We start from the raw sequence: 19,279 nt of genomic DNA on the forward strand, positions 1-19,279 counted from the left end.
ACTGGCGCGACATCTGCTCGTTCTTGGCAAAGTTTGACGAAAGGCCCCACGGGGTTGTGGCCGCCGATGACGAGGAGCTGAACGACATGACGACCGCACCGACCACAGCCGAGACGCCCACCGGACGCGACCGGGCCCGCCAGATCGGCGTCACCGTGAGCGAGGTGCTCTGCCTGTTCGGCACCCTCGTGGGCGTCGGCGTGCTCGGCTCCCGTGTCGAGGAGAGCTCAGGTGGGGCGCTGGCGGCGGACGCCACGCTGCTGGCACCCGCGGGGCCGGCGTTCTCGATCTGGTCGGTGATCTACGTCGGCCTCGCGCTCTACGTGATCTGGCAGTGGCTGCCGGCGAACGCGACGACCCCGCGCACCCGGAGCACGGGCTGGTGGATCGCCGCCTCGATGCTCCTCAACGCCGCCTGGTTGCTCGTGACGCAGCAGGGGTGGATCTGGGCGAGCGTGGTGGTGATCGTCGCCCTGATGCTGGTGCTCGGGCGGATCCTGGTCGGCCTGACCGCTCACCGCCCGCGCACGACGGCGGAGCGGATCGTCGTCGACGGCACGCTCGGGCTCTACACCGGGTGGGTCGCCGTCGCCACGTGCGCGAACGTGACGGCAGCGCTGGTCGACTCCGGCGTCCGGGTGGACGAGCAGCTGGGGGAGTCGATCGGCGTCGTCGTGCTCGCCGTGGCCGTCGGGGTGGGTGCCCTGCTGGCGAGCAGGGTCGGCGGCCGGGTGGCCGTTTCCGCGGCGATGGCGTGGGGCTTCGCCTGGATCGCCGTCGGGCGGCTCACCGACGAGCCGGCCTCGACGATCGTCGGTGTGGCCGCGATCGTCGCCGTTGTGGCGGTTCTTGCGGTGACGTTGGTGCGGCGCGCACGCCGCGAGGCGGGCGGACGGCCGGTGCCGGCGTGACGGCACGCAACGCCGGTGCGGTGGCCCGCGGCTAGGTGGACGTCGACGGGCTCTCGGCCGCAGGCAGCGGTGCCTCGCGGCTCGCCAGCCCGACGAGGTTGCCCTCGGGATCCCTGATGAACGCCATCCACTCGGTTGCGGGCTCGCCGAACGTGCCCTCGGTGTCGTCGAAGATCACGTGCGGCTCGTTCGCGATCTCCACGCCGTCCGCGCGCAGCTGCTCGACCCGCTCACGCACGCTCGGGACGCGGAGATAGATCAGCGCGCTGGGCGCGTTCGCCTCGAGCAGGAGGCGCGTTCCGCCGTCGAGGGCGAAGAACACCAGCCCGGGCGGGTCGAACGAGGCGAGCGGCGCGGTGCCGAGCAGACGCGTGTAGAAGGCCGTCGCGGCCTCGAGATCCGTGGCGCGCTGGGCCACCTGGTGGAGCAACACCGTCACACGGTACGACCGGTCCTGGGTCGGCGTCGGGCGTTCGCACGAGTGTCGCTCCCGACGAGGGACGCGTGACGATGGTTGAGTGGTCCACGTCAGGTGTGCCTGCAGACACACCTGGGTAGGAGGCCACAGACAGATGGCGACCCGTACGTCTTCCCCCGCACGGACCGCCGCACCAGGACGCAAGACGACGACGAACGCCACCAAGGCGCCGTCGGGTTCCTCGCGTTCCGGTCAGCGGAAGACCGCCGATCGACCGCCCGCGCGGTCGGACAAGCCCGCGCTACCCGTCCGGATGCTCAAGGGCATCTGGATGGGAGCCGCCCACGTCGCGGGCGGAACCGCCCGGAGCGTCGGCAGCAGCGCCAAGAACCTCGACCCCGCGCACCGCCGTGACGGGATCGCGTTCCTGCTCGTGGGCCTTGCCGTGGTAGTCGCGGTGCGGGAGTGGTTCGGGCTGTCCGGCACGGCCGGCGAGATCATCCACGCCGGCATCGCCGGTGCGGTGGGCATGCTGGGCATCGTCGTGCCGGTGATCCTGCTGTTCTTCGCCATCCGGCTGATGCGGCACCCCGACCGACCCGAGGTCAACGGGCGGATCTCGATCGGGCTCGCGACCATGACGACGGCGATCGCCGGCTTCCTCGCGGTCGCCAACGGCCTGCCCGATCCTCCGGACTGGCAGGACGTCTTCGACGCCGGCGGCGTGCTGGGGTGGGTGGCCGCCAACCCGTTGTCCACCGCGCTGACCGTGTACGTCACGGTCCCGGTGCTGGTGCTGCTGTTCGTGTTCGGGCTGCTCGTGGTCACCGCGACCCCCGTGGCCGCGATCCCGCGCCGGTTCCGCCAGGCGATCGACTGGATCAGCGGCAAGGACGTCGAGGAGGACGACAGCGAGGCCACCGAGGACCTCGAGACCGGTGCTGCCGACCGGCCCGCGCCGAAGCAGCGCAAGCGCAAGGCCGACACCGCCCCCGCGGTCGAGCCGGGTGCCTTCACCGGCGACGAGGCGTTCACCCGCCCCGAGGACCGCGAGGCACCGGTCGCCGTCAGTGGCCTGACCGAGGTGATCGACGAGCCCGCCGCCAAGGACGAGCTCACCCCGCCGCCGACGAAGCCGCTGCCGCAGCGCGCCGAGCAGCTGACGCTGGCGCCCGACCTCATCTACACGCTCCCCAGCGACGACGCGCTCGTCCAGGGGCCGCCGCACAAGACGCGCTCGGCCGCCAACGACCGCGTGGTCGAGGCCCTGACGGCGGTGCTCACCGACTTCGACGTCGACGCCCAGGTCACGGGGTTCACCCGCGGTCCGACCGTCACGCGTTACGAGGTCGAGCTCGGCGCCGGCGTCAAGGTCGAACGGGTGACGGCGCTGAGCAAGAACATCGCGTACGCCGTCGCGAGCGCCGACGTGCGCATCCTGTCGCCGATCCCGGGCAAGAAGGCGATCGGGATCGAGATCCCCAACGCCGACCGCGAGACGGTCGCGCTGGGCGACGTCCTGCGCAGCGGCCCCGCCCGGCGCAACGAGCACCCCATGGTCATCGGCGTGGGCAAGGACGTCGAGGGCGGATACGTCGTCGCGAACCTCGCGAAGATGCCGCACATCCTGGTCGCCGGTGCGACCGGTGCGGGCAAGTCGGTGTTCGTCAACTCGATGATCACCTCGATCCTCATGCGCGCCACCCCGGAGGAGGTGCGCATGGTGCTGGTCGACCCCAAGCGGGTCGAGCTGACCATCTACGAGGGCATCCCGCACCTGATCACGCCGATCATCACCAACCCCAAGAAGGCCGCCGAGGCGCTCGACTGGGTGGTGCGTGAGATGGACGCGCGCTACGACGACCTCGCGCAGTTCGGGTACAAGCACCTCGACGAGTTCAACGCCGCCATTCGTGCCGGCAAGGTGAAGCCGCTGCCCGGCTCGGAGCGCGTGCTGACGCCCTACCCGTACCTGCTGGTGATCATCGACGAGCTCGCCGACCTCATGATGGTGGCGCCGCGCGACGTCGAGTCCTCGATCCAGCGCATCACGCAGCTTGCGCGTGCGGCGGGCATCCACCTGGTGCTCGCCACGCAGCGGCCGTCGGTCGACGTGATCACGGGTCTGATCAAGGCCAACGTGCCGTCGAGGCTGGCCTTCGCGACGTCGTCGCTCGCCGACTCGCGGGTGGTGCTCGACCAGCCCGGAGCCGAGAAGCTGATCGGCCAGGGTGACGCGCTGTTCCTCCCGATGGGCGCGAGCAAGCCGATGCGCGTGCAGGGCGCGTGGGTCAGCGAGTCCGAGGTCCACGCGGTCGTGCAGCACGTCAAGGAGCAGATGCAGCCGACGTACCGCGAGGACGTCGCTGTCACGGTGACCAAGAAGCAGGTCGACGAGGACATCGGTGACGACCTTGAGCTGCTGATCCAGGCGGCCGAGCTCGTGGTGTCCACGCAGTTCGGCTCGACGTCGATGCTGCAGCGCAAGCTGCGCGTCGGCTTCGCGAAGGCCGGGCGGCTCATGGACCTGCTGGAGTCTCGCGAGATCGTCGGCCCCAGCGAGGGTTCCAAGGCGCGCGACGTGCTCGTGCAGCCCGACGACCTGGCGGCCACGCTCGCCATGCTCCGCGGTGACGGCCCCGGGCCGGCGCGCGGCGGTGCTGACGAGGACGCCGACGACGGCGACTGGGCCGAGCGCGACGACGACCCACCGGTCGCCGTCGAGTACCACGACGGCGACGAGGACTCCGAGGACGCCTGGGAGCTGACGAACAACCGCTAGCTGTCGGTTCGGCGCATACTGCACCCACAGGTGGCCAGTCGTCGCTGAGGAGACACCCGTGGCTTTCGTGGATCTGCCAGACCCGGCAACCTTCGTCGGTGCTGCCGCCGGCATCGTGGATGCCGACCGGGCGGCGATGGGCTACGTCCCCACGTACGACCTCGTGATGGCGCAACGCCCTGGGGTGAACGAGGCCTGGAAGCAGCTGGCGTCGGCCGTTCGCGACGGTGCCGGCATGCGGCGTTACGAGCTGGCGACCCTCGGTGCCGCGCGCGGGTTGCGGTCGAGCTACTGCTCGCTCGCTCACGGCAAGCTGCTCGCGGAGCGGGTACTGGGGGAGCAGGGCCTGCGCCGGGTCCTCGACGGCGAGCAGGGGGACGGCGTGGACGACGTCGATCTGGCTGTCGTGGCGTTCGCGGACAAGGTGGGACGCGGAGGTGCGGACATCACGGCCACGGACGTCGACGAGCTGCGGGCAGCCGGCCTCGACGACGGCGAGATCGTCGACGTGGTCCTCGCCGCCGCCGCCCGCTGCTTCTTCAGCACGGTGCTGGACTCCCTCGGGCTCCAGCCCGACGCCGCCTACCGTGAGTCCGTGCCGGAGTCGGTCCGCGACGACCTCGTCGTCGGTCGTCCGATCGCGGAGGACTGAGCGGCGCGCTGCGGTGACGGCTGGGGGCCTCGGCTGCCAGGCCACCGGGCGAAACTCGTCGCCAGTCGCACCGATCCGGGGATAGCAACCGGTTGCCACGCGGTCTGGCGACCAGTTCTGCCCGGCACGAGCCCCCGGCGAGGGGGCGCGGGTCAGCGGGGGCGGGGGATGACGGCGGGTGGCTCGCCCGTGGGGGTCGAGGGGGCGTCGAGCACGGGGAACTCGGCACCGGTGCTCTCGGACATGATCGCCTCCACCTCGGAGAGCCGCTGCTGCAACGTGGCCTCCGACAGCGCCAGGATCCCCGGGCGCTCGTCGTTCACGAGGTCCAGCAGCGGGTAGGCCCGCTGCTGCCCGACCCGGTCCACCGTGATCGGTGTCCACGTCATCCCGCTGACGCGAGCCGGCCCGTCGGCGGGCGCGGTCACGGTCGCCGTCATGAACAGCCCGGTCGCCGTCTCGCTGATGCAGCAGTTGGAGTCCTGGTTGGAGATGAAGTTGCCCAGCGACCAGGCGACCCACATGCCCGAGCCGTCCGGGCCGCCGTCGAGCTTCTCGAACGGCTGCGGCACGTGCGGGTGCGTGCCCACCACGAGGTCGATCTGACCGGACTCGGCCAGCGCCTGCGCCATCGCGGTCTGCTCCACGTTGGGGGACAGCTGGTACTCCACGCCCCAGTGGATCGTCGCGACGACGAGGTCCGCGCCCGCCTCCCGCGCCGCGGTCGCCTGGGCGATCAGCTCGCTCGGGTCGTAGTTGCCCGGGTCCATGATGTCGGGGCTGAAGGTGTTGATCACCCAGGGCGAGTCGCCGGGGATCGGGATGCCGTTGGTGCCGTAGCTGCCGCCCAGCTGGGCGACCGTGATCGTCTGGCCGCCGCGCTCGATCTCGTAGAGCTGCGGGGCGTCCGCCTCGGTCTGGGACCGGGCGGAGCCGGCGTGGCCGAGGCCGCTCTCGTCGAAGACGTCGAGCGTGTACTCGGCGTTGTCGGCGCCGCGGTCGAGGGTGTGGTTGGTGCCGGTGGAGCAGCCGTCGTAGCCGAGATCGGCCAGGTTGCCCACGAGCTCGGCCGGTGCCCCGAACGAGGGGTAGCCCGACGGCGTCTCTCCCGGCTGCGACAGCGGCACCTCGAAGTTGCACAGCATCAGGTCGACGCCCTCGCTGTAGGGGCGGGTCGCCTCGAGCATCGGGCGGAAGTCGTAGCCGCCGCCCTCGGCATCGGCTGCGGCGGTCGCGATCGGGGTGTCGTGGGGCAGCACGTCACCGACCGCCCCGATCGTGAACACCGCGTCCTCGACGGCGGGTGTCGTCGGCTCCTCCGAGCTGGGCTCGGCGGTCGGTTCCTCCGACGCCGTGGGTTGCTCCGATGCCGACGTGCTCGCGTCGGTGGGATCTTCGGCGGCGACGTCGCGCCACGGCCCGAGCAGCGCGATCGCACCGGCACCGATCACCAGCAGCAGCACGAGGATCAGCGTGATCGGCAGCCGCGCACCCCGTGGGATGCGCATCGTCCCGCTCGTGCGGCGGGCAGGTCGGCGGGGCGGCTGCTGCACGCGGGAGAGTCTAGACAGCGTCACCGATCGCCGTGCGACCGGGTCGGTGGTCCCAGGTTGCGCCATTACCCTGGCTGAGTGAGCGATCAGGGCGACAGGGGCGCAGCAGTGCCCGCGGTGTCGAACTGGAACCTGCCCAACGCGCTGACCGGGGTGCGGATCCTGCTGGTTCCGATCTACGTGGTGCTGCTCATGCAGGACACGGTCGGCACCCGCGTCGCCGCCTGCGCTGTGTTCGTCGTCGCCGCCCTGACCGACCGGTGGGACGGCCACATCGCGCGCACCCGCGGGCTGGTGACGAAGTTCGGCACGATGCTGGACACGCTCGCCGACAAGATCCTCGTCGTCGCGGCTCTCGTGATGCTCTCCTGGCTCGGTGAGGTGCCGTGGTGGGTCACGATCGTGCTGGTCGTGCGTGAGTTCGGCATCATGGCGCTCAAGTCCCTGCTGTCCCGCCGCGAGGTGATCGCCCCCTCCAGCGGCGGCAAGCTCAAGGCGGTGCTGCAGATGGTGGCGCTCGCCGTGCTCACCGTCGACTGGGTGGGCCTGCTCGGCAGCGAGCTCGGCCCGTGGATGTACTGGCTCGGCATGGTCGTGCTCTACGTGGCGACGGCGATCGCCGTGGTCACCGCGGTCGACTACGTCGTCAAGGCCGTCCGGATCGTCCGCACCGGCCAGTCGTCGAAGGCGTGAGCGCCGAGTCGGTCGTCGCCGGGCTCGCGCGCGCGGGCCTCACCGTCGCCGTGGCGGAGTCGCTGACCGGAGGTGCGCTCACCTCGCACCTGGTCGCGGTACCCGGCGCGTCGGCGGTCGTGCGGGGCGGCGTCGTCGCCTACGCCACCGAGCTCAAGGCGACCCTGCTCGGCGTCGATCCCGACCACCTCGCCGAGCGCGGTCCGGTGGACGCCGAGGTCGCCCGACAGATGGCCGACGGCGTGCGGGCCAGGCTCGGCGCCACCATCGGCGTCGCGACGACGGGTGTGGCCGGTCCCGCTCGCCAGTCCGGTCAGCCCGTCGGGACGATCTTCATCGCCGTCACGACGGCGGAGCGCGCCTCGGTCCGGCCGCTGCGGCTGGTCGGTGGCCGGGGAGCGCTGCGCGGGGCCACCGTGCACGCCGCGACGGCGCTGCTGCGGGGCTTCGCGCTCAGCTGAGCCGAGGGAACAAGCGTGGCCGGACCGGCGTTGGACCCGGTAATGATGAAGAACACGCTTCCGCCCCGTTACTCAGGAACGTTCCGTCCCATTCGTCGAAATCTGGACGTGAGAAACACGTCTGTCACCAGGCCGGGGTACCGTAGTGCTATCGCGTCGGCCCCGGCGCCAGCCGCAACGAAGGAACGAGGGGAGGGTAAGCCGGTGATCGTGCTCCGCCAGCAGATCGGTGACGTGCTCCGCGCTACCCGTCAGCGCCAGGGCAAGACCCTGCGTGAGATCTCGTCCGCCGCTCGCGTCTCGCTCGGTTACCTCTCCGAGGTCGAGCGCGGCCAGAAGGAAGCCTCGTCCGAGCTGCTGTTCGCGATCTGCGACGCCCTCGACCTCCCGGTCTCGGTCGTTCTGCGCGAGGTCTCGGACCGCGTGGCGCTCCTTGAGGGCATCCTCATCCCCGATGCGCTTCCCCCGGACTTCAGCGACGTCTCCAAGGACTCGCTCGCCAGCGTCAGCTGATCCTGCTCGTTCAGGGCGTCGGTCCGTCGGGACCCCCCGGCTGACACGCCGGGCACCAGAAGGTCACGCGATCCGTCGGTGGCCTACCCAGGCGCCCCTCGCGGATGGGTGTGCCGCAGCGACGGCACTCGCGGTTCACGCGCCCGTAGGCGTTCGTCTCGTGGCCGGGGCGCGGGTCGCCGGTCGCTGACATCGTGCGCGCGTCCGCGCTGCGGCGCATGATCCTCGCGGCTGTGCTCATCAGCGCCTCGGGATCGGGCACGTCGCACGCCGGCAGCCACGGGTTCAGCCTGTGCAGCCACAGCGTCTCGGCCACGTAGACGGTGCCGATGCCGGCGGCGACGCGCTGGTCGAGCAGCACCTCGCCGATCGCGCGCTCGCCTTCCGCTCTCAGGTTGGCGGCAGCGGTGACGACGTCGACGTCGTCAGCCATCAGGTCGGGTCCCAGGTGCCCGATCACCGTGCCCTCCTGCGCGGTGGGCACCAGGTCGACCATGCCCAACGAGATCCCCACGCAGGTCCAGGTCGAGGTCCCCAGCACCACCCGCACCGTGTGCCGCCGCCACGGATCCGGTGGCTGCTGGGTGCGCCGCACCTGCCAGGTGCCCTCCATCCGCAGGTGCGTGTGGAGCGTGCGCGCGTCGTCGAGCCGCGTCAGCAGGTGCTTGCCGTGGCTGACGGTCTCGAGCACGCGGCGGCCCAGCAGGTCGGCGCCCGCGACGCTCGGCCAGCGCAGCTCGGCCCGCACCAGCGGACCGTCGGCGAGTGCTTGCGTGAGCCGCCGGGCCGTCCGCAGCACGACGTCACCCTCGGGCATCCGGCGCAGTCCTTCCGAGGAGACGCCAGGTTCCGGGCAGCAGCAGGGCCGCCGCCGCAGCCTTGATCGCGTCACCGATGAGGAATGGCACCACTCCCAGGGCCAGCGCCTCGAGCAGACCGACGTGCAGCGACGCCATCAACCACGGAACCCCGAACGCATACACCGCGAGGGTCGAGACCGCGGCCGCGGCGATCGTGGCGAGCGGCGACCGGTCCGCGCGGCGGCGGGCAGCCGCACCCGCGTGCGCGGCGGCCGCGACGTAACCCACGACGTAGCCGTAGGAGGCGGAGGCCCATCCGGCGCCCTGCTCGGCGAAGATCGGCACTCCCGCGGTCCCGAGCCCCAGGTACAGCACGGTGCTCAGGAGCGCGCGCCCTGGCCCGAGCGCCAGGCCGGTCAGCAGCACCGCGAACGTGGACAGCGACAACGGCACCGGGGTGAAGGGGAGCGGCACGACCAGCTGGGAGAAGACCGCGATGAGCATCGTCCCGGCGACCACGAGCGCGGCGTCACGGGCGCGAGAGGCCGATCCGAGGTCGGCGAGCACGGGCGCGCGGCGTGGGGCGGTGGCGATCGTCATGAGGCTCCCTGAGACGGTGCAGGCGAGGCGGGGCGCCATCGCTCGCTCGACGGTATCCACGACGGCAGTGCATCACGAGCGTCGGCGCCGACAACGTTGCCCCGACGAGGTTGGATGATCCGCCAGTCACCGGCGGAGCCGCAGACCTCGGGGCGTCGCGATGAAACCGGCGTTCGTGAGGGCGTTGGCGAGGGCGGGCTGCGACGCCAACGCTGAACCGCCATCGGTCTTGCTGACGGTGAACCGGCCCAGCGATCCGGCACGCGCGTGCCCGGCCAGCTCGGTAGCGGCTGCCGCCAGCCGGGCCTCGTCGGTCGTGAAGGACAGCAGCGTCTTGGCACCGCGCTCCAGGTAGAGCGCCGGGGTGCCACCCACCAGCACCACGCTCGCACCCACCTTGCGACCGGGTCGGTGCCCGCTGCGTTCCTCGAGCAGCCCGACCGGCTCCGGCCAGGGAAGCGCCGCGCCGTAGGGGTTGGCCGGATCGGTCGCCGCGAGCAGCATCGCCGGTGCGGTCTCGATCTCGCGTGCCGCGCCCCGCATCGCCTCGACCGCATCGGGCAGCGCGAACTGCGCCGCGCCCAGCCCTTCGACGAAGTACCCGCGACGCACCTGCCCGTTCTCCTCGGCGCTCGACAGCACCGAGTAGACCGTCGAGAAGCCGCCGGTGAGGCTCTCGGGAACGGTGCCGCGCACCACCAGCCCGTCGCGGTCCAGCAGCGACAGCGCGCGCGCGGCGCGACGTCGTTGGTCGTCGGCACGCTCACCCACCAGGCTCCATCGCCCGACGGCGTCCGGTGGCATCGCCAGCCCGCTCGTCGAAGCCGGCCGGGAGCCGCCACCGAGCGCGGCCGTGCGCAGCGCCGTGGTCCGCAGCGACCGGGGTCGTGGCCGGCGCGTGCTCCGGGTGCCCGGCCGCGCAGCCGCTCCCAGCCTCGCCCGCAGCGGCGCCAGCGTGTCGTTGGTGACCCAGCCCGCCCAGACCAGCTCCCAGAGCGCGTCGACGAGCGCTGCGCCCGAGGGCGTCTCACCTCGCCCCTGCCACGCACCCTGCACCTGCGCCACGACCTCGCGCGCGAACCGGCCGCCCCCGCCGGCCAGTGCGTCGATCAGCTGCTCATGAGCATCGGTGAGCACCAGATCACCCAGGTCGGGAGCGAGGTCGGCCACCGCGTCCGCGGGCAGCAGCGTGACCCAGCCGTCGGCGCCGGGCCCGGAGCCCGCGCCGACCCACACGACCTCGCCCGCGCTGGTGAGCTCGTCGAGCAGGTCGGGGGAGTAGCCGCGCACCCGGGCCGGCAGGATCAGCCCCTCGAGGGCCGAGGCGGCCACGGGCGTCCCCGCCAACGCCTCCACGGCCGCCGCCACGCCGTCGACACCTCGCAGCCGCCCGAGGTGGTGCCAGGTCGGGAGGAACACCCCCAGGGTCGCGGGCGGCACGGCCTCGACCTCCGCGCGCAGCGCTGCGAGCGACCGCCGTCGGACCCGGCGCAGCACCTCGGCGTCGCAGTAGTCCGGCCCGGGCATCGCGGCGCTGGCGGGCGAGTGCGCGTCGACCGGGCGCAGCGATCCCTCGGCGAGCACGTTGCGGTCGGTGAGCGTGGCCAGCACCGGCAGCACCGCACCGACGCCCAGCCCGAACCGGGCCGCCACCTCTCCGGCGCGGAACGGTCCGTGCGTGCGCGCGTGCCGTCGCACCAGGTCGGTCAGCGCCTCGGGCACCTGATCCAGGAACGCATCCGGGAGCCCGACCGGGAGCGGCACCCCGAGCGCGTCACGCAACCGACCGGCATCCTCGACGACGGCCCACTGCTGCTCGCCCGCGACCCGGACGCCGATGACCCGCCGCGCAGCGGCGAGGTCGAGCAACCAGCCCTCGACCTGGTCGGGCTCGACCGCCCGCGAGGCGAGCTCCGCCGTCGGGATCGGTCCGAGGAGCCGCACCAGGTCCAGGACCCCCTCGGCGTCCTTGGCGCGCATGCGCTCGGTGCGGAAACCGACCTCCGCCTCGACCGAGGCGAGCGCGCCGACGTCGAGGAGGTCCGCGACATCGGTCAGTCCCTCGCCGAGCAGGTCCGAGAGCAGGCTGGGGTCGAGCGTGAGCGCCGCGGCGCGTCGCTCGGCCAGCGGAGCGTCGCCCTCGTAGAGGAACTGCGCCACGTAGGAGAAGAGCAGCGACTGCGCGAACGGCGACGGCGTGGGTGTGCTCACCTCGACCACACGGATCCGGCGCGCCCGCAGGTCGTTCATCAGCTGCACCAGGGCGGGCACGTCGAAGTCGTCCTGCAGGCACTCCCGCACGGCCTCCAGCACCACCGGGAAGTCCGGGTAGTCCGCGGCGACCGCGAGCAGCTGCGCGCTGCGCTGCCGTTGCTGCCAGAGCGGCTGCCGCCGGTCGGGGCGCCGGCGGGGCAGCAGCAGCGACCGTGCTGCCGCCTCCCGGAACCGGGCAGCGAAGTGCGCCGAACCACCCAAGGACGCCACCACCTCACCGGTCAGGGTCTCCGGGTCGAGCAGCAGGTCCTCCGCGGTCACGGCGACCTCGGCCGCCACGGCCTCGCCGTCGGCCGAGCCCCAGTCGCTCTCCCACGAGGCATCGGGCAGCCGCAGCACGATGCCGTCGTCGGAATGCATCGCCGCCACGTCGGCGCCCAGCCGGTCCCGCAGGCGTGCCGCGAGCACCAGCGCCCAGGGGGCGTGGACCTCGGCACCGAACGGCGAGTGGATCACCACGCGCCAGTCGCCGAGCTCGTCACGGAACCGCTCGACGACGATCACCCGGTCGGTCGCGAGCCGGCCGGTGGCCTCCTCCTGGTCCCGCAGATAGGTGAGCAGGTTGTCGCGAGCCCAGTCGTCGAGCCCCCAGCCGTCGAGCGACGCCGGAGCGAACTTGGCCTCGGCGACCTCGCGCATCATCGCGCCCATCGCCGCGCCGAGCTCCGCCGGCCGGCCCGGGGCGTCGCCCTTCCAGAACGGCAGGCGGCCCGGCAGCCCGGGCGCCGGGGAGACCAGCACCCGGTCGGGTGTGATGTCCTCGATGCGCCAGGTCGAGGAGCCGAGCGTGAAGGTGTCGCCCACGCGGGACTCGTAGACCATCTCCTCGTCGAGCTCGCCCACCCGGCGACCGCCGCGTGCGGCCGCGGTGTCGGTGCCGACCACGTACACCCCGTACAGGCCGCGATCGGGGATGGTGCCGCCGCTGGTGGCGGCGAGGCGGAGCGCACCCGGGCGCCCGCTGATCACCCCGGCTACGCGATCCCACACGATCCGCGGACGCAGCTCGGCGAAGTCCTCGCTCGGGTAACGCCCGGCGAGCATGTCGAGAACCCCGTGGACGACGGCGTCGCTCACCTGGGCGAACGGGCTCGCCCTGCGGACGAGCGACATCAGGGCGGCGACCTCCCAGTCCTGGGTCGCGACCATCGCGACGACCTGCTGGGCCAGCACGTCCAACGGGTTCATCGGTACCTTGACGGCCTCGATCCGGCCCTCGCGTGCGCGGACCGAGGCGGTCGCGGCGGCGAGCAGGTCGCCCCGGTGGGTCGGCAGCACCACGCCGTGCGACGTGGCCCCGACCTGGTGGCCGGCGCGCCCGATCCGCTGCAGCGCGCTGGCGACCGACGGCGGCGCACCGACCTGCACCACCAGGTCGACCGCCCCCATGTCGATCCCGAGCTCCAGCGAGCTGGTGGCGACGACCGACCGCAGGGTGCCGGACTTGAGCGCCGTCTCGATGCTCGTGCGCTGCTCCCGGCTCATCGATCCGTGGTGGGCCCGTGCGATCACCGCCTCGGCAGGCACCGCGAGCCCGGCTCCCGATTGCGCCTGCGTGGCCGCCGGCCAGGCCGCGCCCGCGTCGCGATCCGGCTCCTCGCCGCGCTCCGCCGCGAGCCGCGCGGCCTGCACCTCGTTGATCCTCGACGTCAGCCGCTCTGCGCCGCGACGGGAGTTGGTGAACACGATCGTCGAGCGGTGGCTCGTGATCAGGTCGACGACGCGCTCGGTGACGTGCGGCCAGATCGAACCGGCAGCGGCACGATCCGCGACCAGCGGGCCGGCCGCGGAGCCCGACAGGTCGGGGCCCGACAGATCGGCGCCCAGCACGTCCGAGCCGGGCGTGGGTGCCGGGGCGATGTCGGCCAGATCGGGCACCGGCACCACCACGTCGATGCGGAGGTCCTTGCTCGAGGGCGGCTGGACCACACGGGTGGTGCGACCGCCGTCGGACAGGGCTCGCGAGCCCGAGAGGAACGCGGCCACGGTCTCGACCGGCCGAACCGTGGCAGACAGCCCGACCCGCTGCGCCGGACGTTCGAGAAGCTCGTCGAGGCGTTCCAGCGACAACGCCAGGTGGGCGCCTCGCTTGGTGCCGGCGAGAGCGTGGATCTCGTCGACGATGACGGTCTCCACACCGGCGAGGCCGGCACGCGCGGCCGAGGTGAGGACCAGGAACAGCGACTCGGGCGTGGTGATGAGCACGTCGGGCGGTTTGGTGGCGAAGGTGCGGCGCTCGTTCGCGGGGGTGTCGCCGGTGCGGACCCCGACGCGCACGTCTGCGGCGCCGACACCCTGCGCGGCAGCCGCTGCGCCGATCCCGACCAGCGGCGAGCGGAGGTTGCGCTCCACGTCGGCTGCGAGCGCCTTGAGCGGCGAGACGTACAGCACCCGGCAGCGGTGGGTCGGGTCCTCGGGGACCGGCTCGGTGAGCAGCCTGTCGATGGCGGCGAGGAAGGCTGCCAGCGTCTTGCCCGACCCGGTCGGCGCCACCACCAGGGCGTGCTCGCCGGACCCGATCGCCTCCCATGCGCCCGCCTGCGCCGCGGTGGGCCCCTCGAACGCCCCGGCGAACCAGGTGCGGGTGGGCACGCTGAACCGCGACAACGGGTCCTCGGGCGCGCTCGCTGGGCTCACGAGGGCCATGGTGTCACCCACCACCGACAAGCACGGGCGGCGACAGCGGGCGCAGCCACCCAGGCGCCGACACCGATCACGCCGGCATCGCTCACCGCGTGCCGGAGGGGCGGCGGCTGTCACCGGTATCGGCGAGGATGGATGCCATGAGCGAGCACGCTGTCCTCGATCCCGTCCGCGCGATCCTGTCCGACGCCTTCGACCGCGTGGCCGAGCAGGTCGACGCCGTGGCGACCGATCTGTCGGTCGATGACGCCGTGTGGCGTCCGGACCCGGATGCCAACTCGATCGCGTGGCTGCTGTGGCACCTGACGCGTGTGCAGGACGACCACGTCGCCGGGCTGGCGGGGACCGAGCAGGTGTGGACGTCGCAGGGCTTCTACGACCGGTTCGGGCTGCCGTTCGAGCCGACGTCGCACGGATACGGTCACAGCAGCGAGGACGTCGCCCAGGTACGCACGCCGCCGTCGCAGCTGGCCGAGTACCACCGGGCCGTCCGTGAGGCCACCGGCCGCTACCTCGAGACGCTCACGCCCGCCGAGCTCGACCGTGTCGTCGACACCTCCTGGGACCCACCCGTGACGGTCGCGGTGCGGCTGGTCAGCGTGATCGACGACTGCGGGGAGCACGTCGGCCAGGCCGCCTACGTCAAGGGGCTCGCGCAGCGGCGCGGGCGCACCAGCGCGTGAAGCACAGCGAGTTCTGGGCGGCGATGGAGGCGGCGTTCGGGGACCGGGCGACCTCCGTCGCAGCCGACCTCGTGCTCGGCACGCTCGATCACCGCACCGGGGAGCAGGCCCTGGCCGAGGGGGAGCCGCCGCGCCGGGTGTGGGAGGCGATCTGCGAGGCGCAGCAGCTGCCCGACGAGCTGCGCTGGCATCACCGCCGGGAGCGTCCACGGCGGCGTTGACGCGGGGCTACGGTGGTCGGATGGCGATCCTCCACAAGGCCACCCTCGTTCCCTCCAAGGGAGAGCTCATGGCCGCCTGGCTGCCCGAGCAGCCCTGGTACGACGGCGCGAACCCGGCCCGGCCTCAGCCGGTGGCCAGCTTCCGCTTCGACGACCCGGCCGGAGAGGTCGGGATCGAGACGATGCTGCTGACCACCGGTGACGGCGGTGATCTCTGGCAGGTCCCGCTCACCTACCGCGGGAGCCCGCTCGACGGCGGTGGCGCTCACCTCATCGGCACGCTCGAGCACTCGGTGCTCGGCACCCGGTACGTCTACGACGCGCTCGGGGACCCGGTCTACCTCGAGGTGGTCAAGGAGGCGATCTCCGGCCGTGGGGGTGAGGCGGATCTGGTGCGCGACCTCGGCGACGGCAGCACCGAGGAGGTCGCCAAGACGATGGTCGTGCGCGGCACGGGCGGCGGCGGCGTCGACGTCACGATCGAGCGCACGCCGCAGCCGGCCGCCGAGGCCGACATGGCCGACGGGTCCGGCGTGCTGATCGGGTGGCGCGCCGCGGCGCCCGACCTGGTGCTCGCGCGGCTCAGCTAGCCTCGGCTCCCCGCCTCACGTTCCTAGGTTGCTAGCATTCGGATCGTGTCGAGCGAACCGCTGATCCAGGCCGTCGGGCTGCGGAAGACCTTCGGGGACTTCACCGCCGTCGACGGCATCGACGTCGAGGTCGCGCCGGGGGAGTCGTTCGGGTTCCTCGGCCCGAACGGCGCCGGCAAGACCTCGACGATGAAGATCATCGGGTGCACCTCGCCCGCCAGCGGCGGCACGATCAGGATCCTCGGGATGGACCCCGCGACCGAGGCCAGCAGGATCAAGGCGCGGCTCGGCGTCGTGCCGCAGGAGGACGCGCTCGACGCGGACCTGACCGTCTTCGAGAACCTGCTGGTCTACGGACGCTACTTCGGGCTCCCGCGCGCGACGGTGCGGGCGCGTGCCGACGAGCTGCTGGAGTTCGCCCAGCTGGTCGACAAGCGCGACGAGATCGTCGAGAAGCTCTCCGGAGGCATGAAGCGTCGCCTCACGATCGCCCGCGGGCTGATCAACACGCCGCAGATCGTGCTGCTCGACGAGCCCACCACCGGGCTGGACCCGCAGGCGCGGCACATCCTCTGGGACCGGCTGTTCCGGCTCAAGCGGGAAGGCGTGACGCTGGTCCTCACCACCCACTACATGGACGAGGCGGAACAGCTCTGCGATCGGCTCGTGGTCATGGACAAGGGCCGGATCGTGGCGGAGGGATCGCCACGAGCACTGATAGCCGAGCACGCGTCGCGCGAGGTGCTCGAGCTGCGCTTCGACGTCACCGACCACGCCGAGCGCGCAGGCGACGTGGCGGGTATCGGTCGCGTCGAGGTGCTCGCCGATCGGCTGCTGCTCTACGTCGAGAACGGTGACGACGCGCTGGAGGCCGTCACCGCCCGCGGTGCGCACCCGATGTCCTCGCTGGTGCGGCGGGCATCGCTGGAGGACGTGTTCCTGCGTCTGACCGGGCGGAGCCTCATCGAATGACGGCGACAGCACGAACCGAGGTGGGCACCGCCGTCGACCGCCCGAGCGGTGGCTGGCGAGCCGTGCTCGCCTACTGGATGGCCGTGTACAAGCGGGTCTGGAAGGGGACGATCATCTCGTCCCTCCTGGCGCCCCTGGCGTATCTCGCGGGCATGGGCATCGGGCTGGGTTCGTTGATCGACTCGGGTGGCCGTACCGCGGTCGAGGGTGTGTCGTACCTGGCGTTCGTGGCCACCGGGCTGCTGGCCGCGCAAGCGATGCAGACCGGGGTGGGCGAGGCGACGTTCCCGGTGATGGGTGCGATCAAGTGGCACCACACCTACGAGGCGATGCTGGCGACGCCGCTGCGGGTGCAGGACCTGGTGCGCGGTCACGTCGTCTACGTGAGCATCCGGCTCGCGATCACGACCGGGGTGTTCGCGGCGGTGGCGCTCGCGCTCGGCGCCATGTCCGGCTGGGGCGTGCTCGCAGCGGTGGTGCTGGCGATCCTCGGCGGGCTCGCGTTCGCGATGCCGGTCTACCTGTACTCCTGCCGCGTGCGCTCGGAGCAGGGCTACAACGTGCTGAGCCGGTTCATCATCATGCCGCTGTTCCTGTTCTCGGGGACGTTCTTCCCGATCTCCCAGCTGCCCGCCTGGTTGCAGGTTCTCGGCTGGATCTCGCCGCTCACGCACGCCGGCGCGCTGACCCGGGCGGCTGCGCTCGGGCCGGCGTCGCCGTTCGCACTGGGCCTCGGCGACTACCTGCTGCACATCGGATACCTGCTGCTGTGGGCGGTGGCCGGCTACCTGCTCGGTGTGCGCGCCCTCCGCTCACGGATGGAGGCCTGATGGCGACCACGCCGCCCGAGGCGACCGGCCGCCGTCGACCACGGCTGCCGTTCCCGGTGGCGTTCGCGCTGCCGCTCGCGCTCGTGGAGCGCAACGCACGCGCGGCGCGGCACTTCTGGCTGACGATCGTGTCGGGGTTCTTCGAGCCGGTCTTCTACCTGTTCGCGATGGGGGTGGGGATCGGTGCGCTGGTCGGGAGCGTCGAGGTCGACGGCCGCGCCATCCCGTACGGCGTGTTCGTGGCGCCGGCGCTGATGGCGACGTCGGCGATGAACGGTGCCGTGTACGACTCGACCCAGAACGTGTTCTGGAAGCTGCGGTTCGCCAAGACGTACGACACCGCGCTCAGCACACCGATGCGGCCGACCGACGTCGCGATCGGCGAGATCTCCTGGGCGCTGCTGCGCGGGCTGATGTACTCGACGGCGTTCCTGGCCGTGGCCGCGCTCGGCGGGTTCGTGCACAGCTGGTGGGCGCTGCTCGCGATCCCCGCATGCACGTTGATCGGTCTCGCGTTCGCCTCGGTCGGGATGGCGGCCACGACGTTCATGAGCAGCTGGACGCACCTGGAGTACGTGCAGCTGGCGATCCTGCCGATGTTCCTGTTCTCGGCGACGTTCTACCCGCTGTCCACCTATCCCGAGGCGTTGCAATGGGTGGTGCAGGCGACCCCGCTGTACCACGGGGTCGATCTGGTGCGCGGGCTGATGATGGGGGAGCTGCACACCGGGCTGCTCGTGCACGTCGCCTATCTCGCCCTCTTCGGTGCCTTCGGGATCTGGGCGACCGCGAAGCGGATCGAACGGCTGCTGCTCACCTGAGCCGGTCAGCCCGCGAGGATCGCGTTGAAGGTGGCGGCGTCGACCGCGAACCAGATCTGCTCGGCGCGGGCGAGGAGCTCGCCGTCGGCGCTCCAGAGCGCCGAGGACGTCCAGGACCGACGGCCCTCAGTCGCTTCGAGGCGGCCGGTCACCACGGTGGTGTGCTCGGGCTCGGGCCAGCGGAGCACCTCTGCCGTGATGGTGCCGAGCACGAGCGGCCGGCCCAGGAGGTCGGAGGTCCAGCCGCTCGGGCAGTCGAGCGCCGCCCAGATCCAGGGCTCGGTGAGCGGGTCGCCCGCGAGGGTGTCGGCAGGTCGCCACAGGCAGGCGGTGCCGCCGGTCGAGAGCGGGCCGGGCGTGAGCCGCATGCCGTCGCCGGGTTCGCGCCCCGTGCCGCAGACGAAGCAGTGCGGAAAGGGGTGCCGATCGGGTCCGACGTAGCGGTCTGCGGTGGCGGCGGCGACCTCGGGCGTGACGAACGGAGGAGGCGCCGCGGTCCAGGGCGGAGCGCTCGCGGCGGTGGCGACGGTGGTGCCGTCGTGCGCCATGGTCGCGATCGGTGTGTCCAGGTCGGCGCCGTCATCGGTGCGGACGTCCACGACGACGTCCAGCGGTGTCTCCAACGGCGGGGGAGCGCTGAGCCTGACGGTGATCGGACCGAGATCGGCAGACGTGGCCGCGCGCAGCGCCTGGGCCAGCGAGCCTGCGCTCCACCCGCCGTTCCCCGATGACGACGGTCCGCAGTACCTCGCCGGGATCGTGATGTACATGGGAGCCATGGTGACGGATCGGCCCCGCACCGGGGGTCGATCCAGGTCGACGGCGTTGCCCTCATGTTCACACGCGCGACCGCCCCCGAGTG

At 72.2% G+C, this 19,279-nt stretch carries 18 protein-coding genes; 12 read left to right on the top strand and 6 right to left on the bottom strand.

What is annotated here, in order from left to right:
• The first annotated feature begins 86 nt into the window (after window positions 1-86).
• Complete coding sequence (locus GPA04_RS00505) at window positions 87-911, top strand: TspO/MBR family protein (RefSeq protein WP_156221262.1); 825 nt, start codon at window positions 87-89, stop codon at window positions 909-911.
• A gap of 31 nt (window positions 912-942) precedes the next feature.
• Here the strand turns inward: GPA04_RS00505 and GPA04_RS00510 are convergent, their stop codons facing one another.
• Window positions 943-1,344, bottom strand: coding sequence for a VOC family protein (locus GPA04_RS00510; protein ID WP_156221264.1), 402 nt, complete (start codon window positions 1,342-1,344; stop codon window positions 943-945).
• 316 nt (window positions 1,345-1,660) lie between these two features.
• Between GPA04_RS00510 and GPA04_RS00515 the strand changes: the two genes are divergently transcribed.
• The gene (locus GPA04_RS00515) at window positions 1,661-4,111 is read left to right on the top strand and encodes an FtsK/SpoIIIE family DNA translocase (protein ID WP_241680505.1); all 2,451 of its coding nucleotides are present in this window, start codon (window positions 1,661-1,663) and stop codon (window positions 4,109-4,111) included.
• A 58-nt stretch (window positions 4,112-4,169) separates the two neighbouring features.
• Window positions 4,170-4,763, top strand: coding sequence for a carboxymuconolactone decarboxylase family protein (locus GPA04_RS00520; protein WP_156221268.1), 594 nt, complete (start codon window positions 4,170-4,172; stop codon window positions 4,761-4,763).
• A 152-nt stretch (window positions 4,764-4,915) separates the two neighbouring features.
• Here GPA04_RS00520 and GPA04_RS00525 read toward each other — a convergent pair whose 3' ends face one another.
• Window positions 4,916-6,316, bottom strand: coding sequence for a CapA family protein (locus GPA04_RS00525; RefSeq protein ID WP_162458481.1), 1,401 nt, complete (start codon window positions 6,314-6,316; stop codon window positions 4,916-4,918).
• Between the two features lie 78 nt (window positions 6,317-6,394).
• Between GPA04_RS00525 and pgsA the strand changes: the two genes are divergently transcribed.
• The 3 genes from pgsA to GPA04_RS00540 all read left to right on the top strand — a co-directional run bounded on the left by pgsA (window position 6,395) and on the right by GPA04_RS00540 (window position 7,983).
• Complete coding sequence (pgsA, locus tag GPA04_RS00530; protein WP_156221271.1) at window positions 6,395-7,009, top strand: CDP-diacylglycerol--glycerol-3-phosphate 3-phosphatidyltransferase; 615 nt, start codon at window positions 6,395-6,397, stop codon at window positions 7,007-7,009.
• Window positions 7,006-7,470 (top strand): CinA family protein, encoded by a 465-nt coding sequence (locus GPA04_RS00535; protein WP_156221273.1) that lies wholly within the window; start codon window positions 7,006-7,008, stop codon window positions 7,468-7,470. Before pgsA ends, GPA04_RS00535 begins: the two co-directional genes overlap by 4 nt.
• A 204-nt stretch (window positions 7,471-7,674) precedes the next feature.
• The gene (locus tag GPA04_RS00540; protein ID WP_241680506.1) at window positions 7,675-7,983 is read left to right on the top strand and encodes a helix-turn-helix domain-containing protein; all 309 of its coding nucleotides are present in this window, start codon (window positions 7,675-7,677) and stop codon (window positions 7,981-7,983) included.
• A 10-nt stretch (window positions 7,984-7,993) separates the two neighbouring features.
• Here the strand turns inward: GPA04_RS00540 and GPA04_RS00545 are convergent, their stop codons facing one another.
• The 3 genes from GPA04_RS00545 to GPA04_RS00555 form a co-directional block, all read right to left on the bottom strand.
• Window positions 7,994-8,800: an Fpg/Nei family DNA glycosylase gene (locus GPA04_RS00545; protein WP_156221275.1), complete on the bottom strand. Its 807-nt coding sequence runs from the start codon at window positions 8,798-8,800 to the stop codon at window positions 7,994-7,996.
• Window positions 8,787-9,383 (bottom strand): biotin transporter BioY, encoded by a 597-nt coding sequence (locus tag GPA04_RS00550; protein ID WP_156221277.1) that lies wholly within the window; start codon window positions 9,381-9,383, stop codon window positions 8,787-8,789. The genes GPA04_RS00545 and GPA04_RS00550 overlap by 14 nt, the downstream gene beginning before the upstream one ends.
• A 126-nt stretch (window positions 9,384-9,509) precedes the next feature.
• Entirely contained in the window at window positions 9,510-14,303 is a 4,794-nt protein-coding gene (locus tag GPA04_RS00555) for a DEAD/DEAH box helicase (RefSeq protein ID WP_156221279.1), read from the bottom strand.
• A gap of 137 nt (window positions 14,304-14,440) precedes the next feature.
• Between GPA04_RS00555 and GPA04_RS00560 the strand changes: the two genes are divergently transcribed.
• From GPA04_RS00560 to GPA04_RS00585, 6 genes are read left to right on the top strand one after another with little or no spacing between them, the layout of a single operon-like run.
• Complete coding sequence (locus GPA04_RS00560) at window positions 14,441-14,983, top strand: mycothiol transferase (RefSeq protein WP_156221281.1); 543 nt, start codon at window positions 14,441-14,443, stop codon at window positions 14,981-14,983.
• Complete coding sequence (locus tag GPA04_RS00565; protein WP_156221283.1) at window positions 14,980-15,204, top strand: DUF3046 domain-containing protein; 225 nt, start codon at window positions 14,980-14,982, stop codon at window positions 15,202-15,204. The genes GPA04_RS00560 and GPA04_RS00565 overlap by 4 nt, the downstream gene beginning before the upstream one ends.
• 20 nt (window positions 15,205-15,224) lie before the next feature.
• The gene (locus GPA04_RS00570; protein WP_156221285.1) at window positions 15,225-15,794 is read left to right on the top strand and encodes a CG0192-related protein; all 570 of its coding nucleotides are present in this window, start codon (window positions 15,225-15,227) and stop codon (window positions 15,792-15,794) included.
• Window positions 15,795-15,839: 45 nt separating this feature from the next.
• Window positions 15,840-16,766, top strand: coding sequence for an ABC transporter ATP-binding protein (locus GPA04_RS00575; RefSeq protein WP_206674072.1), 927 nt, complete (start codon window positions 15,840-15,842; stop codon window positions 16,764-16,766).
• Window positions 16,763-17,596, top strand: coding sequence for an ABC transporter permease (locus GPA04_RS00580; protein ID WP_156221289.1), 834 nt, complete (start codon window positions 16,763-16,765; stop codon window positions 17,594-17,596). The genes GPA04_RS00575 and GPA04_RS00580 overlap by 4 nt, the downstream gene beginning before the upstream one ends.
• Window positions 17,596-18,417 (top strand): ABC transporter permease, encoded by an 822-nt coding sequence (locus GPA04_RS00585; protein ID WP_156221290.1) that lies wholly within the window; start codon window positions 17,596-17,598, stop codon window positions 18,415-18,417. Before GPA04_RS00580 ends, GPA04_RS00585 begins: the two co-directional genes overlap by 1 nt.
• A gap of 5 nt (window positions 18,418-18,422) precedes the next feature.
• Here the strand turns inward: GPA04_RS00585 and GPA04_RS00590 are convergent, their stop codons facing one another.
• A complete protein-coding gene (locus GPA04_RS00590) occupies window positions 18,423-19,187 on the bottom strand; it encodes a hypothetical protein (RefSeq protein ID WP_156221292.1) in 765 nt (254 codons plus the stop codon).
• Window positions 19,188-19,279: the final 92 nt, after the last annotated feature.

Source organism: Pseudactinotalea suaedae, from assembly GCF_009733815.1.
GTDB lineage: Bacteria > Actinomycetota > Actinomycetes > Actinomycetales > Beutenbergiaceae > Pseudactinotalea > Pseudactinotalea suaedae.